The following is a 16,534-nucleotide window of genomic DNA, read 5'->3' as shown; positions in this document are numbered from 1 at the left end:
CGCCACCCATGCCGCCACGACATCTTTCCCGTGAATCAGCCCTATTCCGAGGCCGTCCATCGATGATCGCCCAGCTGCCTACCGTTGCACCTGACGCCGACTATCCGGCATTTCTCCAAGCCCTGCGTGACAGTGGTTTCCGTGGCCAGATCAGCGCCGACTACGGTACCCGAACCGTCCTGGCCACCGACAACTCCATCTACCAGCGTCTGCCGCAGGCCGCGGTGTTCCCCCTGGACGCCGATGACGTGGCGCGGGTCGCCACGCTGATGGGCGAGCCGCGTTTCCAGTCGATCAAACTGACCCCGCGCGGCGGCGGCACGGGCACCAATGGCCAGTCGTTGACCGATGGCGTGGTCGTGGACCTGTCGCGGCACATGAACGGCATTCTTGAAATCAATGCCGAGCAGCGTTGGGTGCGGGTGCAGGCGGGTGTGGTCAAGGACCAGCTCAACGCCGCCCTCAAACCCCATGGCTTGTTCTTTGCGCCTGAACTGTCCACGTCGAACCGGGCGACCGTGGGTGGCATGATCAACACCGACGCCAGCGGGCAGGGCAGTTGCACCTATGGCAAAACGCGCGACCATGTGCTTGAGCTGCACAGCATCCTGCTCGGGGGGGAACGCCTGCACAGCCTGCCGCTCGACGAAGAGGCGCTGCAGGCTGCGTGTACGGCGCCCGGTCGCGTGGGTCAGGTGTACCGCACGGCCCTGGATATCTGCGATACCCAGGCTGAACTCATCCGCACCACCTTTCCCCCGCTCAATCGCTGCCTGACCGGCTACGACCTGGCGCACCTGCGCGACGAGCAGGGCCGCTTCAACCTCAACAATGTGCTGTGCGGCGCCGAGGGGTCGCTGGGGTATGTGGTCGAGGCCAAGCTCAACGTGCTGCCGATTCCCAAGTATGCCGTCCTGGTGAACGTACGGTACGCAAGCTTCATGGACGCGCTGCGCGATGCCAATGCCTTGATGGCGCAGCGGCCGCTGTCCATCGAGACCGTCGATTCCAAAGTGCTCGGGCTGGCGATGAAGGACATCGTCTGGCACAGCGTGGCCGAGTATTTCCCGGCCGACCCCGAGCGCCCCACGCTGGGCATCAACCTGGTCGAGTTCTGCGGTGATGACACCATCGAGGTCAACGCCAAGGTCCAGGCGTTTATCGATCACTTGCGCGCCGACACCAGCGTCGAGCGTCTCGGCCATACGCTGGCCGAGGGCGCTGAGGCGGTGACCCGCGTCTACGCCATGCGCAAGCGCTCGGTCGGCCTGCTGGGCAATGTCGAAGGCGAAGTGCGGCCGCAGCCCTTCGTCGAGGATACGGCGGTGCCACCGGAAAAACTCGCCGACTACATCGCCGAGTTCCGTGCCTTGCTCGACGGCTACGGGTTGGCGTACGGCATGTTCGGCCACGTCGATGCCGGCGTGCTGCACGTGCGCCCCGCGCTGGACATGAAGGACCCGGCTCAGGCGGCCTTGGTCAAGCCTGTCTCCGATGCGGTGGCTGCGTTGACCCGTCGCTACGGCGGTTTGTTGTGGGGCGAGCATGGCAAGGGCCTGCGTTCTGAGTACGTGCCCGAGTATTTTGGCGAGCTGTACCCGGCACTGCAGCGCCTCAAAGGCGCGTTCGACCCGCACAACCAGCTCAACCCCGGCAAGATCTGCACACCGCCCGGTGCCAGCGAGGGCCTGACCAAGGTCGATGGCGTGACCTTGCGTGGCGAGTTGGACCGCACCATCGATGAGCGGGTCTGGCAGGCCTATGGCAGCGCCGTGCATTGCAACGGCAACGGTGCCTGCTACAACTACGACCCGAACGACGCCATGTGCCCGTCGTGGAAGGCGACTCGTGAACGTCGGCACTCGCCCAAAGGGCGGGCTTCGCTCATGCGCGAGTGGTTGCGCCTGCAGGGTGATGCGGGCGTGGATGTATTGGAGGTGGCGCGCAAGCCGGTTTCATGGATCAAAGAGCTGCCTGCGCGGTTGCGCAACGAGCGGGCGCGGCGCCAGGGTCAGGCTGACTTTTCCCATGAAGTTTATGACGCAATGGCTGGCTGCCTGGCCTGCAAGTCCTGCGCAGGGCAGTGCCCGATCAAGGTCAACGTACCTGATTTTCGCTCGCGTTTTCTCGAGCTGTACCACACCCGGTACCAGCGCCCTCTGCGTGACTACTTGATCGGCTCGCTGGAGTTCACCATCCCCTATCTGGCCCATGCGCCTGGTCTGTACAACGCGGTGATGAGCTCGAAATGGGTCAGCCGCCTGCTGGCCGAGCAGGTAGGCATGGTCGATAGCCCGTTGATCAGCCGTTTCAACTTCCAGGCGACCCTGACACGCTGTGGCGTGGGCATGGCTACGGTGCCGGCGCTGCGCGAACTGACGCCTGCCCAGCGCGAGCGCAGCATCGTGCTGGTGCAAGATGCCTTCACCCGTTACTTCGAGACGCCGTTGCTGTCGGCATTCATCGACTTGGCGCATCGCCTGGGCCACAAGGTTTACTTGGCACCGTACAGTGCCAATGGCAAGCCACTGCATGTTCAGGGCTTTCTGGGTGCCTTCGCCAAGGCCGCCGTGCGCAATGCCGCCCAGCTCAAGGCGTTGGCTGACTGCGGCGTACCGTTGGTCGGGCTGGATCCGGCCATGACCCTCGTCTATCGCCAGGAATACCTGAAAGTGCCTGGGCTCGAGGGGTGCCCCACTGTGCTGTTGCCTCAGGAATGGCTGTTGGGCGCACTGCCCGAGCAAGCGGCAGGGTGCACGTCCACCTTCCGTCTGATGGCCCATTGCACCGAGAAGACCAACGCCCCTGCCAGTACCCGGCAGTGGGAGCAGGTGTTCGAACGCATTGGGCTCAAGCTGATCACCGAGGCCACCGGCTGCTGCGGCATGTCAGGTACCTATGGGCACGAGGCGCGTAATCAGCAGACCTCAAAGAACATCTTCGAACAGTCCTGGGCGCTGAAACTGGATAAGGAGGGGGAGCCATTGGCGACCGGTTATTCCTGCCGCAGCCAGGTCAAGCGCATGGCTGGGCGGCCGATGCGTCATCCATTGGAAGTGGTGTTGCAGTACGCCAGGGGCTGAAGGGAAACTTGCTCGACCGAGCGGTGTGAAAACGTGCTGAAACGCAAGGCGCCATATCAGCCGTTTTCACACAGCCAGTGCGCGCGGTCTAGTCCTGGTCGGCGCTGGTCTGATCGTCACCTTCCTGCTCGAGAGCAGGTGCCGAGTCAGCGTGGGCGGTAACGGTGGGCTCTTCTGGGTTCAGGCTTGGGAAGGGAAGATTCGGGATCTCATGCATCTCGTCGTTCCTCGCAAGTGTGAGTGAAAAGGCTGCGCCAGGCGCGTGTGAAGCTTCAAGAAGCTGGGGCAGGATACACAAGTCTGGATGACAGTTTGGCTTTTTTCCTACGCCCGGTTAGCCCAGCGGATCGATCAACTCAGGTCATGCCGCAGGCTCAAGGCTGTTCTGGCTGCATAAAAAGGCGTGACCGACGGCCACGCCCGTGTGAGCCCCGCGACTGAAGCCCTGGGCAGTTTACTTGCGCCCTTCGGCCGTCTCGGCCACTTTGTCGGTGCGTGCGCACATGATGAAGTCGTTACGGTGCAGGCCCTTGATCGAGTGGCTCCACCAGGTGACGGTCACCTTGCCCCACTCGGTCAGCAGTCCCGGGTGATGCCCTTCGGCCTCGGCAATTTCCCCGACGGCGTTGGTGAACGCCAGGGCATGCTTGAAATTCTTGAACAAGAATACGCGCTCAAGCTCCATGTGGCCGTCACGCACTTCGATGTTCCAGTCCGGAATTTCGCGAATCAGCTCGGCCAGCTCCTGCTCGCTGACTTTTGGTGCATCGGCGCGGCAGGCTTCGCAGTGGGCTTGGTTCAAGGCATTCATACGTTGTTATCCATGTGGCGTTGTGAGTGGCAAGCAGCGTTCAAGCGGCAGCCTTGGGTGGAAACTTTGGCGCGTGCAAGCCTAGCTGCTGGGCTTGCGCGACCATGCCCACGATGTCTTCGTGAGCAAGGTCGAACAGGCGCTTGAGCTGGGGCAGCACGAAGTACACCGGCTGCAGAATGTCGATCCGATAAGGGGTGCGCATGGCCTCGATGGGGTCGAAGGCCTGATGCTCGGGTTCGCCAGACAGGCTGTAGACCGTCTCCTTGGGCGAGGACAGAATGCCACCGCCGTAGATCTTGCGGCCGTTGGGTGTGTCCATCAGGCCGAATTCGATGGTCATCCAGTACAGGCGCGCCAGATAGACGCGCTGCTCCTTGGTGGCGGCCAGGCCCAGCTTGCCGTAGGTATGGGTGAATTCGGCAAACCAGGGGTTGGTCAGCAGCGGGCAGTGGCCGAAGATTTCGTGAAAGATGTCCGGTTCCTGGAGGTAGTCCAGTTCTTCGGGCGTGCGAATGAACGTTGCCACCGGGAAGCGCTTGCTGGCAAGCAGCTCGAAGAAGGTCTGGAACGGAATCAATGCCGGAACCCGTGCGACCTGCCAGCCGGTGGTTGCCCCCAGCACCTTGTTGATCTCACCTAGCTGCGGGATGCGGTCATGAGGCAGCTTCAACTGCTCGATACCGTCGAGGTATTCCTGACAGGCACGCCCTTCGATCACCTTCAGTTGGCGGGTGATCAACGTGTTCCACACGCCATGCTCCTGCTGCGGGTAATCGATGAACCCCTGCGCATCAGGCTCGCGTGCCACATAGTGGGTGTGCTTCATGGAGGTCTCCTGATCAGCTCTTGTCGTTATGTACAGGTAGGCATCAGAAATAACCCGTTAATGCACAGTGCACATCTACTCATGGAGGGGATAGGGCCCAGGCGGGCACGCTATTTTGTAAGGATAATTTTACAAAACCCCTGAATTGTCCCAACATCAAGCTCCTGCAATGATCATCAGCGGTCATTTCGTAAGAATTCCTTTACAAGTTTTCCGCTCAGGCGGGAAGTTTTTGCCAGGCGTATCCCTTATGCGTATCAAAGTGCACTGCCAGAACCGTATCGGGATTCTGCGCGACATCCTCAACCTGTTGGTCGACTACGGCATCAACGTCTTGCGGGGCGAAGTAGGGGGTGACCATGGCAACGCCATCTACCTGCATTGCCCGAACCTCATCAACCTCCAGTTCCAGGCCCTGCGCCCCAAGTTCGAGGCCATCACGGGCGTGTTCGGCGTCAAGCGCGTGGGGCTGATGCCCAGCGAGCGCCGGCACATGGAACTCAATGCGCTGCTTGGGGCGCTGGAGTTTCCCGTGCTCTCGATCGACATGGGTGGCAGCATCGTGGCGGCAAACCGGTCGGCGGCCCAATTGCTGGGGGTGCGGGTCGACGAAGTGCCCGGCCTGCCACTGGCTCGCTACGTGGACGACTTCGACTTGCCGGAACTGGTGCGCAGCAACAAGTCGCGTATCAACGGTCTGCGGGTACAGGTTAAGGGCCATGTGTTCCTGGCCGACATCGCGCCGTTGCAGTCCGAGCACGATGACAGCGAAGCGTTGGCTGGCGCCGTGCTCACCCTGCACCGCGCCGATCGCATCGGTGAACGTATCTACAATGTGCGCAAGCAGGAGTTGCGGGGGTTCGACAGCATTTTCCAGAGCTCACGCCTGATGGCTGCCGTTGTCCGTGAAGCAAGGCGAATGGCGCCGCTGGATGCGCCGCTGTTGATCGAAGGGGAGACCGGCACCGGCAAGGAGCTTCTGGCCAGGGCGTGCCACCTGGCGAGCCCGCGTGGGCAGTCGCCGCTGATGGCGCTCAACTGTGCCGGCTTGCCTGAGTCGATGGCCGAGACCGAGCTGTTCGGCTACGGGCCGGGCGCCTTCGAAGGTGCCCGCGCCGAAGGCAAGCTGGGGCTGCTGGAGCTGACAGCCGGCGGCACGCTGTTTCTCGATGGCGTGGCTGAAATGAGCCCGCGGCTTCAGGTGAAGTTGTTGCGGTTCTTGCAGGACGGATGTTTTCGCCGTGTGGGTAGCGACGAGGAGGTCTATCTGGATGTACGGGTGATCTGCGCCACGCAGGTGGACCTGTCCGAGCTCTGTGCCCGGGGCGAATTCCGCCAGGACTTGTACCACCGGCTCAACGTGCTGTCGTTGCACATTCCGCCCTTGCGCGAATGCATGGATGGTCTTGATGGGCTGGTGCAGTATTTTCTCGATCAGGCCAGTCGGCAGATCGGATGCGCCATGCCTCGCCTGGCGCAAGGGGCGATGCAAAAGTTGGCCAGCTATGATTGGCCCGGTAACGTTCGGCAGTTGGAAAACGTGGTATTCCAGGCGGTGTCGTTATGTGAAAACGGTGTGGTCAAGAGTGAGCATGTGCGGTTACCCGATTATGGCGTGCGACAGCCGTTGGGGGATTTTTCACTGGACGGTGCATTGTCCGATATTGTCGGGCGTTTTGAAAAAGCTGTATTGGAAAGTTTGCTCAAGGAGTTTCCAAGCAGCCGAGCATTGGGCAAGCGCTTGGGCGTATCGCACACGACCATTGCCAATAAGTTAAAAGATTATTCACTTGGAAAATCAGCAGGGCACTGATTGGACTGTACTCAGGGTAGTGTTCTGTCGCTTTTAACTTTCAGTATTACTTGTGTGCAGACGGCCGCGAAGGGGGTCATTCGGCCCCCTTGGTCGCCGCGCTGTCAGCCGTTGGAGCAGCCGTTGCCCATCACGCGGTATTCCAGCACGTGGGTGTGGCCCTGCGAGTCGGCATAGGTCATGCGAGCGGGCACTACGCCGCAGACATTGGGGATTTCACTCATGGAAATGACGTGGTCGATGTCCAGGTGTTGCGAGTAACTGTACTGTTCAACCGGTGCCTGTTCGGCGGCCTGGGCTTCGTCGGCCATGGCCGTCCCGCACAGACTGCCCAGCAGTACTACCATTAAAGCTTTCATGTTTTATCTGCCTATTTAAGGTCGTGACGGTGCGCGCCGTGCGTGAGGCACTACGACAACCGTTAAGGTATTGATCAAGTTTGCAGAGAAGTGACAGTTGCCTTCGTGGGGGCGGTTACAGGTTGTCAATCTTCTTGCCGTTGCTGGCGAGATCAATTCTAGAACTGTGACCCAGGGTGAAACAGTGGGGCTTTTGATAAAGTCTGTTGGTGAAATTGGTAATAATCCACGGCCTGCACCTTGCAAGGCAGCACAATGCCCGCGCTTGAGCGGTTGCGACCCGATCGACTGGCAAATTACTACCAACGTCGAATGGCGGTTATCGCTCTGGTACAGTTACATCGGTCCCATACAAAAACAACTATTACACCGAGGTAAACACGATGAGTGCGGCTCCACTGTATCCCGTTCGTCCCGAGATCGCGGCCACTACCCTGACAGACGAGGCCACCTACAAGGCCATGTACCAGCAGTCGGTGATCAACCCGGACGGCTTCTGGCGTGAGCAGGCCCAGCGCATCGACTGGATCAAGCCCTTCACCAAGGTCAAGCAGACTTCCTTCGATGACCACCACGTGGACATCAAATGGTTTGCCGACGGCACTCTGAACGTTTCCTCCAACTGCCTGGACCGTCACCTGGAAGAGCGTGGCGATCAACTGGCCATTATCTGGGAAGGGGACGACCCCTCCGAGCACCGCAACATCACCTACCGCGAACTGCACGAGCAAGTGTGCAAGTTCGCCAACGCCTTGCGCGGGCAGGACGTGCACCGCGGCGATGTGGTCACCATCTACATGCCGATGATTCCCGAGGCTGTGGTCGCCATGCTGGCATGCGCCCGTATCGGTGCAATCCATTCGGTCGTATTCGGTGGGTTCTCGCCCGAGGCCCTGGCAGGGCGCATCATCGATTGCAAGTCCAAGGTGGTGATCACTGCTGACGAAGGCGTGCGCGGCGGTCGCCGTACACCGCTCAAGGCCAATGTCGACCTGGCACTGACCAACCCTGAAACCAGCAGCGTGCAGAAGATCATCGTCTGCAAGCGCACCGGCGGCGACATTGCCTGGCACCAGCACCGCGACATCTGGTACGAAGACCTGATGAAAGTGGCTTCCAGCCACTGCGCGCCGAAGGAAATGGGGGCTGAGGAAGCCCTGTTCATCCTCTACACCTCCGGCTCGACCGGCAAGCCCAAGGGCGTGTTGCACACCACCGGTGGCTACCTGGTATACGCGGCGCTGACCCATGAGCGCGTGTTCGACTACCGTCCGGGCGAGGTGTACTGGTGCACCGCCGACGTCGGCTGGGTCACGGGCCACAGCTACATCGTCTACGGCCCGCTCGCCAACGGCGCCACCACCGTGTTGTTCGAAGGTGTGCCGAACTACCCGGACATCACCCGCGTGTCCAAGATCGTCGACAAGCACAAGGTCAATATCCTCTACACCGCACCCACCGCCATCCGCGCCATGATGGCCGAAGGGCAGGCGGCGGTAGACGGCGCCGACGGTTCCAGCCTGCGCCTGCTGGGCTCTGTGGGCGAGCCGATCAACCCCGAAGCCTGGAACTGGTACTACAAGACTGTGGGCAAGGAGCGTTGCCCGATCGTCGATACCTGGTGGCAGACCGAAACCGGCGGCATCCTCATCAGCCCATTGCCAGGTGCGACGGCGCTCAAGCCAGGCTCGGCCACGCGCCCGTTCTTTGGCGTAGTACCGGCCCTGGTGGACAACCTGGGCAACCTGATCGAAGGCGCGACCGAGGGCAACCTGGTGATCCTCGATTCATGGCCAGGCCAGTCGCGCTCGCTATACGGTGACCATGACCGGTTTGTCGATACCTACTTCAAGACGTTCCGGGGCATGTACTTTACCGGTGACGGCGCCCGCCGCGACGAGGACGGCTACTACTGGATCACCGGTCGCGTGGATGACGTGCTGAACGTCTCGGGCCACCGCATGGGCACCGCCGAGATCGAAAGTGCCATGGTGGCGCACGCCAAGGTGGCCGAGGCCGCGGTGGTGGGCGTGCCGCACGACATCAAGGGCCAGGGTATCTATGTCTACGTCACCCTCAATGCTGGCGTCGAGCCAAGCGAGCAACTGCGCCTTGAACTGAAGAACTGGGTGCGCAAGGAAATCGGCCCGATCGCCTCGCCGGATGTGATTCAGTGGGCACCCGGATTGCCAAAGACCCGTTCGGGCAAGATCATGCGCCGCATCCTGCGCAAGATTGCAACCGCCGAGTACGACGCGCTGGGTGACATCTCGACCTTGGCAGACCCAGGTGTCGTGCAGCACCTGATCGACACGCACAAGGCCATGAGCCTGGCCACGGCTTGACGGCACTGCGCGCGGTCCGAGATTCAAGCTTGACGGCAAGCTGATTGGGGGCGCGCCGCCAGTGCACCATCGTCCAGCTCAGGCCCCGCCGGGTTAACCGGCGGGGTTTTTGCTTTATAGACCGCTGGGCCTGTTACCCGGCAGTGATCGGTTACTTTTTTGTCACCAGCAATGCGCTATGGCGGGGCGCCTGGAAACACTTGGCGCTGTTTAGGGGCATTTTGGCTGTCTTGTAGAACGCTCCATCACGCTACACTTGCCGTCCCACAAGGGTTTGCCAATAATAGGCCCAGGATTTGCTAGATTCATGGGTTCAATTTCTTGCGCTTTTGCATATTCTGCATTGGCTGTCAACATCGCCCGCAGCGGTTTCAGGCGCTTCTGTAAGTAGTTGTCGCTTTGAAGAAATTTCGACTACCGGGCTGTCGTTAAAATGCCATTCACTCGCTCGTGGTCTGCGACCTTGGTCGAACCCTGCGCGGCTCGCGTTGTAACCATTCGCATATCGGGCAGCTGTTACCTGCCTTGTATTGCCCCGTACCGATGGAGTTACCTGATGAAGAAGCTCGCACTGCTTGGCGCCCTGGCGCTGTCCGTGTTTTCCCTGGTATCGCAGGCCGATGAAAAACCGCTGAAAATCGGTATCGAAGCGGCTTACCCTCCTTTTGCCTTCAAGCAGCCCGATGGCAGCATCGCCGGCTTCGACTACGACATCGGCAACGCCCTGTGCGAAGAGATGAAGGCCAAGTGCACCTGGGTCGAGCAGGAGTTCGACGGCCTGATTCCTGCGCTGAAAGTGCGCAAGATCGACGCCATCCTGTCTTCGATGTCCATCACCGAGGACCGCAAGAAGTCGGTGGACTTTACCAAGCGTTACTACCTCACCCCGGCGCGTCTGGTGATGAAGGAAGGTACCGCGGTCACCGACAGCCTCGATGAGCTCAAGGGCAAGAAGATTGGCGTGCAGCGTGGCTCGATCCACGATCGCTTCGCCAAGGAAGTGCTCGCGCCCAAAGGCGCCACCGTGGTGCCATACGGCACGCAGAACGAAATCTACCTGGACGTGGCGGCTGGTCGTCTGGACGGCACCGTGGCCGACGCCACGCTGTTGGAAGATGGCTTCCTCAAGACCGATGCCGGCAAGGGCTTCGCGTTCGTAGGCCCTGCTTTCACCGACGTGAAGTACTTCGGTGACGGCGTCGGCATTGCCGTGCGCAAGGGTGACAAGGCCAACGTCGATCGCATCAATGCGGCCATCGATGCCATCCGTGCCAATGGCAAGTACAAAGAGATCGAGAAGAAATACTTCAACTTCGACATCTACGGCCCAGACGCGAACTGAGTCAGCCGTCAATCGCTATGCAATGGTGCAAACAGCAGAAGCGCTGAGGTTTGCACCATTTTTCATTCTCTAGGTCGAGGACCTCAACATGTTGAAAGGCTATGGGGCAGTCATCCTCGATGGGGCGTGGCTGACGCTACAGCTTGCCCTTTCGTCGATGGCCCTGGCCATCGTGCTCGGCCTGATCGGCGTGGCGCTGCGCTTGTCGCCCGTGCGCTGGCTGGCCTGGCTGGGCGACCTGTATTCCACGGTCATTCGCGGCATACCGGATCTGGTACTGATCCTGCTGATCTTCTATGGCGGGCAGGACATCATCAACCGCGTGGCGCCGCTGGTGGGCTACGACGACTATATCGACCTGAACCCGCTGCTGGCAGGTATCGGTACGCTGGGCTTCATTTTCGGCGCCTACCTTTCGGAAACGTTCCGGGGTGCATTCCTGGGCATTCCAAAGGGCCAGGCCGAGGCGGGTGTCGCCTACGGCATGAATGCCCGGCAGGTGTTCTTCCGCATCCAGGTCCCGCAAATGATTCGCCTGGCGATTCCAGGCTTTACCAACAACTGGCTGGTGCTGACCAAGGCCACGGCGCTGATTTCGGTGGTCGGCCTGCAGGACATGATGTTCAAGGCCAAGCAGGCGGCCGATGCCACCCGTGAACCCTTCACCTTCTTCCTGGCAGTGGCCGCCTTGTACCTGGTGCTGACCAGCGTCTCGTTGCTGGCGCTGAAGTATCTGGAGCGCCGCTACTCGGTGGGTGTCAAGGTGACCGAATTATGATCTTCGACTACAACGTGGTCTGGGAAGCGTTGCCGATGTATTTCGACGGCCTGCTCACCACCCTCAAGCTGCTGGCAGTCTCGTTGTTCTTCGGCTTGCTGGCGGCCATTCCGCTGGGCTTGATGCGCGTGTCAAAGCGCCCGTGGGTCAACCTGCCGGCCTGGCTTTACACCTACGTCATACGTGGCACGCCCATGCTGGTGCAGCTGTTCCTGATCTACTACGGTCTGGCGCAGTTCGAGGCCGTCAGGGCCAGCGTGTTCTGGCCCTTGTTGTCCAGCGCAACCTTCTGCGCGTGCCTGGCCTTTGCCATCAACACCAGCGCCTATACCGCCGAGATCGTTGCCGGCAGCCTCAAAGCCACGCCCCATGGCGAGATCGAGGCGGCCAAGGCCATGGGCATGTCGCGCATGAAGATGTACCGACGCATCCTGCTGCCGTCTGCGCTGCGCCGTGCGCTGCCGCAATACAGCAATGAAGTGATCATGATGCTGCAAACCACCAGCCTGGCGTCGATCGTGACCCTGATCGACATCACCGGTGCCGCGCGCACGGTCAATGCCCAGTACTACCTGCCTTTCGAGGCCTACATCACGGCGGGCGTGTTCTACCTGTGCCTGACCTTCATCCTGGTGCGCCTGTTCAAGATGGCCGAACGCCGCTGGCTCGGCTACCTGGCGCCGCGCAAGCACTGACCGCTCTGTGAGAATCGACAGCATGTACAAACTCCAAGTCCAAGACCTGCACAAGCGCTACGGCAGCCATGAGGTCCTCAAGGGCGTTTCCCTGGCGGCCAAGGCAGGCGACGTCATCAGCATCATCGGCTCCAGTGGGTCGGGCAAGTCCACCTTCCTGCGCTGCATCAACCTGCTGGAGCAGCCCCATGCAGGCAAGATACTGCTCAACAACGAAGAGCTGAAACTGACCCCCGGCAAGGATGGCGCACTCAAGGCAGCTGATGCGCGCCAGCTGCAACGCATGCGCTCGCGCCTGGCGATGGTGTTCCAGCATTTCAACCTGTGGTCGCACATGACGGCGCTGGAGAACATCATTGAGGCGCCAGTGCATGTGCTGGGGGTCAGCCGCAAGGAGGCACTGGAGAAGGCCGAGCACTACCTTGAGAAGGTCGGGGTTGCCCACCGCAAGGATGCCTTCCCGGGGCACATGTCCGGTGGCGAGCAGCAACGTGTGGCCATTGCGCGCGCACTGGCCGTTGAACCAGAGGTCATGCTGTTCGACGAACCGACCTCGGCCCTGGACCCTGAACTGGTCGGCGATGTGCTCAAGGTGATGCAGGCACTGGCCCAGGAAGGCCGGACCATGGTGGTGGTGACCCACGAAATGGGTTTTGCCCGCGAGGTGTCCAACCAGTTGGTGTTCCTGCACAAGGGCCTGGTCGAAGAGACCGGCTGCCCCCGTGAGGTGCTGGCCAACCCGCGTTCGGAACGCCTGAAGCAGTTCCTGTCCGGCAGCCTGAAGTAAAAGCTGCTTTTTTGCACCACGATAGGGCATGCTGCGTGTCACGCGCAGCCTGACCCGGCGCATCGAATCGAACGATCTCAGGTTTCGGACCTTACCCTATGACCACCCAGCGAATTGGTTTTCTCATCTGGCCCAGCACCCGGCCACTGACCCTGGCGCTGGCCGAAGAAGTCCTGCAGGTGGCGCAGCGGGTCCATCCCGACGTGGTTTACGAAACCCTGTTCCTGCAAGCCGAAGCCCCGGTCGAAGGCAGCTGGCGCATGCCCGGCGAACCTTGGAACGGGCGCCTGGAAGGGTGCCACAAGCTGTTTTTGATGGCCGATGAGGCGCCGGGCAACATCGGGGCTGCGCTGTCGACGGCGCTCAAGCAATTGGCCCGCAGCGGCTGCATGATTGGCGGGCTGTCTGCCGGGGTCTACCCACTGGCCATGCTTGGCCTGCTCGACGGTTACCGCGCAGCCGTGCATTGGCGCTGGCAGGACGATTTTGCCGAGCGCTTCCCCAAGGTCATCGCCACTAGTCATCTATTCGACTGGGACCGTGATCGCCTGACGGCCTGCGGCGGTATGGCGGTCACCGACCTGTTGCTGGCAGTGCTGGCCCGTGACCATGGCGCTGAGCTGGCAGGCGCGGTGTCCGAGGAACTGGTGGTCGAGCGTATTCGCGAGGGCGGTGAGCGCCAGCGCATCCCGCTGCAGAACCGGCTGGGCTCGAGCCACCCCAAGCTCACCCAGGCGGTGCTGTTGATGGAGGCCAACATCGAGGAGCCGCTGACCACCGATGAAATTGCCCAGCATGTCTGCGTGTCACGGCGACAGCTCGAGCGCATCTTCAAGCAATACCTGAGCCGGGTGCCGAGCCAGTATTACCTGGAGCTGCGCTTGAACAAGGCACGGCAGATGCTGATGCAGACCAGCAAGTCCATCATCCAGATAGGCCTGTCGTGCGGCTTCTCCTCCGGCCCGCATTTCTCCAGCGCCTACCGTAACTTCTTTGGCGCCACCCCCCGTGAAGACCGCAATCAGCGACGCAACAGTAGCCCGTTCGAACTGAGCTCCGCGCCGGGTGAAAAAGGTTAGTCGACGTGCCGGCACGCCCGGGCTGCACAACGAGGTGAACACCCGTTCACCCAGCTTCTTCTCTGCCGTACACTGCGCGATTGCGACAGTGTTTGTCGCATTGCCGAAAGCCCGCCCGAATGCCGGTTTTGCGCTGTAACAAGTTGTCGCTTGGCCGCAAGGCCACGCGCTGATCGTTCCTTACAATCCCCCCATCGCTCGCCACTTCCAGGTCAGCGATCCTCTTCAGGAGACTCAGATGTCCGTTGAGCAAGCCCCGGTGCTACGTGCCGATTTCGATCAGGTCATGGTCCCCAATTACTCCCCGGCGGCCTTCATTCCTGTGCGAGGCGAGGGCTCCCGTGTCTGGGACCAGACTGGCCGTGAATTGATCGACTTTGCCGGTGGCATCGCTGTCAATGCCCTGGGCCACTGCCATCCGGCCTTGGTCAAGGCTCTGACCGATCAGGCCAATACCCTGTGGCATGTATCCAACGTCTTCACCAACGAGCCGGCCCTGCGCCTGGCTCACAAGCTGGTTGAGGCCACGTTTGCCGACCGAGCGTTCTTCTGCAACTCTGGCGCCGAGTCCAACGAGGCGGCGTTCAAGTTGGCCCGCCGTGTAGCCCACGACCGCTTCGGCCCTGAAAAGCACGAGATCATCGCAACGCTCAACAGCTTCCACGGCCGCACGTTGTTTACCGTGAGCGTGGGCGGCCAGCCAAAGTATTCCGATGGTTTCGGGCCGAAAATCACGGGTATCAGCCACGTGCCCTACAACGACCTGGAAGCGTTGAAGGCGCGCATTTCCGACAAGACCTGCGCTGTGGTGATCGAGCCGATCCAGGGCGAAAGTGGTGTGGTGCCGGCTGACAAGGCCTACCTGGAAGGCGCGCGCGCCTTGTGCGACCAGCACAATGCCCTGCTGATATTCGACGAGGTGCAGACCGGTGTCGGTCGTACCGGGTCGCTGTATGCCTACCAGCACTATGGCGTGACGCCCGACATCCTGACCAGCGCCAAGAGCCTGGGCGGCGGCTTCCCCATCGGCGCCATGCTCACCACCAATGACTTGGCCAAGCACCTGGCTGTCGGCACCCACGGTACGACCTATGGCGGCAACCCGCTGGGCTGCGCGGTGGCCTGCGCCGTGCTGGACGTGATCAACACCCCGCAGACCCTGGCAGGCATCAAGGCCAAGCATGAGCGTTTCAAGTCTCGTCTGGAGCAGATCGGCCGCGACAATGGGCTGTTCAGTCATGTGCGCGGCGTGGGCCTGCTGATCGGTTGTGTGCTTTCCGAGGCCTGGCAGGGCAAGGCCAAGGACGTGCTCAACGCCGCTGAGAAGGAAGGCGTCATGGTGTTGCAGGCAGGGCCTGACGTGGTGCGTTTTGCACCTAGCCTGGTGGTCGAGGATGCCGACATCGACGAAGGCCTGCAGCGCTTCGAACGTGCCGTGGTCACCTTGACCCAAGGCTGAGCCGGCTCGCAGGGTCGGCGCCGCGCCGGTTGCAACACCGGCCGGTGAGCCCGGATTCCAACGCAGGCGCCTGACGCCTGCCTTTTTTTACGCGCCGCCATTGGCAGCGCGTTTTCCAAGGAGTGACACCATGCTGGTGATGCGCCCGGCGCAAATGGCTGATCTGAACGAAGTGCAGCGAATGGCTGCGGACAGCCCCATTGGTGTCACCTCGTTGCCGGACGACAGCGCTCGGCTGGGCGACAAGATCGCCGCCTCCGAGACCTCCTTCGCCGCCGAGGTCAGCTTCAATGGCGAGGAGCGCTACTTCTTCGTGCTTGAAGACAGCGAGACCGGCAAGCTGGCTGGCTGCTCGGCCATAGTCGCCTCGGCAGGGTATTCCGAGCCTTTCTACAGTTTTCGCAACGAAACGTTCGTCCACGCCTCGCGGGAACTGAAGATCCACAACAAGATTCACGTCCTGTCGCTGTGTCACGACCTGACCGGCAACAGCTTGCTGACCAGTTTCTACGTGCTGCCCGAGCTTGTGGGCAGTGGGTGGGCCGAGCTCAACTCACGGGGTCGCCTGTTGTTCATGGCATCGCACCCCGAGCGTTTTGCCGAGTCGGTTGTGACGGAAATCGTCGGCTTTAGCGACGAGCAGGGCGAGTCGCCCTTCTGGGACGCCATCGGGCGCAACTTCTTCGACTTGAGCTATGCCGATGCCGAGCGCCTGTGCGGCCTCAAGAGCCGCACGTTCCTGGCCGAGCTGATGCCTCATTACCCCATCTATGTGCCCTTGCTGCCTGACGCTGCGCAGGAAGCCATGGGCCAGGTGCATCCGCGGGCACAGATCACCTTCGACATCCTCATGCGCGAAGGCTTCGAAACCGAGCACTACATCGACATCTTCGATGGCGGTCCCACCCTGCATGCCCGTACCTCGGGTATTCGTTCGATTGCGCAAAGCCGCGTGGCGCCCGTGAAGATCGAGCCGGTTGCGGCCCGCGGCACACGGCCGTACCTGGTCTGCAACGGCCAGCTGCAAGATTACCGTGCCGTGCTGGTGGAACTGGACTGGGTACCTGGCAAGCCCGTCAGCCTGAGCCAGGAGGTGGCCGACGCCCTGGGGGTGGGCGAGGGTGCCAGTGTGCGGCTGGTCGCGGCCTGAGCGC

Annotated in this window: 14 protein-coding genes; 10 read left to right on the top strand and 4 right to left on the bottom strand. The window is 61.3% G+C overall.

Translation table 11 applies throughout. The features are described from left to right. The first annotated feature begins 62 nt into the window (after positions 1-62). Complete coding sequence (locus ACF8R3_RS11030) at positions 63-3,083, top strand: FAD-binding and (Fe-S)-binding domain-containing protein (protein ID WP_392515599.1); 3,021 nt, start codon at positions 63-65, stop codon at positions 3,081-3,083. A gap of 88 nt (positions 3,084-3,171) precedes the next feature. On the opposite strand, the gene ACF8R3_RS11025 is transcribed toward ACF8R3_RS11030, so the two are convergent. The 3 genes from ACF8R3_RS11025 to phhA all read right to left on the bottom strand — a co-directional run bounded on the left by ACF8R3_RS11025 (position 3,172) and on the right by phhA (position 4,723). Next, positions 3,172-3,300: a hypothetical protein gene (locus ACF8R3_RS11025; RefSeq protein ID WP_256675167.1), complete on the bottom strand. Its 129-nt coding sequence runs from the start codon at positions 3,298-3,300 to the stop codon at positions 3,172-3,174. A 237-nt stretch (positions 3,301-3,537) separates the two neighbouring features. Then, positions 3,538-3,894 (bottom strand): 4a-hydroxytetrahydrobiopterin dehydratase, encoded by a 357-nt coding sequence (locus ACF8R3_RS11020; protein ID WP_023533765.1) that lies wholly within the window; start codon positions 3,892-3,894, stop codon positions 3,538-3,540. A 40-nt stretch (positions 3,895-3,934) separates the two neighbouring features. Further along, entirely contained in the window at positions 3,935-4,723 is a 789-nt protein-coding gene (gene phhA, locus ACF8R3_RS11015; protein ID WP_392515598.1) for a phenylalanine 4-monooxygenase, read from the bottom strand. Between the two features lie 250 nt (positions 4,724-4,973). On the opposite strand from phhA, the gene ACF8R3_RS11010 reads away from it, so the two are divergent. Continuing rightward, positions 4,974-6,536: a sigma-54-dependent transcriptional regulator gene (locus tag ACF8R3_RS11010; RefSeq protein ID WP_326383834.1), complete on the top strand. Its 1,563-nt coding sequence runs from the start codon at positions 4,974-4,976 to the stop codon at positions 6,534-6,536. Positions 6,537-6,640: 104 nt separating this feature from the next. Here the strand turns inward: ACF8R3_RS11010 and ACF8R3_RS11005 are convergent, their stop codons facing one another. Further along, a complete protein-coding gene (locus tag ACF8R3_RS11005) occupies positions 6,641-6,895 on the bottom strand; it encodes a DUF2790 domain-containing protein (RefSeq protein ID WP_027915912.1) in 255 nt (84 codons plus the stop codon). A 383-nt stretch (positions 6,896-7,278) separates the two neighbouring features. Between ACF8R3_RS11005 and acs the strand changes: the two genes are divergently transcribed. From acs to aruF, 8 genes are all read left to right on the top strand, one after another. Next, complete coding sequence (gene acs / locus ACF8R3_RS11000; protein ID WP_058605578.1) at positions 7,279-9,240, top strand: acetate--CoA ligase; 1,962 nt, start codon at positions 7,279-7,281, stop codon at positions 9,238-9,240. A 556-nt stretch (positions 9,241-9,796) separates the two neighbouring features. Continuing rightward, positions 9,797-10,582, top strand: a complete 786-nt coding sequence (locus ACF8R3_RS10995; RefSeq protein ID WP_027915913.1) for an ABC transporter substrate-binding protein — start codon at positions 9,797-9,799, stop codon at positions 10,580-10,582. 88 nt (positions 10,583-10,670) lie between these two features. Continuing rightward, on the top strand, positions 10,671-11,360 hold the full coding sequence (locus tag ACF8R3_RS10990) for an ABC transporter permease (RefSeq protein ID WP_023533806.1): 690 nt from the start codon (positions 10,671-10,673) through the stop codon (positions 11,358-11,360). Next, positions 11,357-12,055 (top strand): ABC transporter permease, encoded by a 699-nt coding sequence (locus ACF8R3_RS10985; RefSeq protein ID WP_023533799.1) that lies wholly within the window; start codon positions 11,357-11,359, stop codon positions 12,053-12,055. The genes ACF8R3_RS10990 and ACF8R3_RS10985 overlap by 4 nt, the downstream gene beginning before the upstream one ends. 22 nt (positions 12,056-12,077) lie before the next feature. After that, positions 12,078-12,842, top strand: coding sequence for an ABC transporter ATP-binding protein (locus ACF8R3_RS10980; protein ID WP_027915914.1), 765 nt, complete (start codon positions 12,078-12,080; stop codon positions 12,840-12,842). A gap of 98 nt (positions 12,843-12,940) precedes the next feature. Next, positions 12,941-13,921, top strand: a complete 981-nt coding sequence (gene argR / locus ACF8R3_RS10975) for a transcriptional regulator ArgR (protein ID WP_197844202.1) — start codon at positions 12,941-12,943, stop codon at positions 13,919-13,921. Positions 13,922-14,159: 238 nt separating this feature from the next. Next, complete coding sequence (locus tag ACF8R3_RS10970) at positions 14,160-15,380, top strand: aspartate aminotransferase family protein (RefSeq protein ID WP_196125999.1); 1,221 nt, start codon at positions 14,160-14,162, stop codon at positions 15,378-15,380. A gap of 130 nt (positions 15,381-15,510) precedes the next feature. Then, a complete protein-coding gene (aruF, locus tag ACF8R3_RS10965) occupies positions 15,511-16,530 on the top strand; it encodes an arginine/ornithine succinyltransferase subunit alpha (protein WP_023533801.1) in 1,020 nt (339 codons plus the stop codon). Positions 16,531-16,534 lie beyond the last annotated feature (4 nt).

Source organism: Pseudomonas sp. FYR_7 (assembly GCF_043106155.1).
Lineage (GTDB): Bacteria > Pseudomonadota > Gammaproteobacteria > Pseudomonadales > Pseudomonadaceae > Aquipseudomonas > Aquipseudomonas parafulva_B.
The sequence above is the reverse complement of the archived record's forward strand: the minus strand, read 5'-3'. Positions and strand labels throughout refer to the sequence as shown.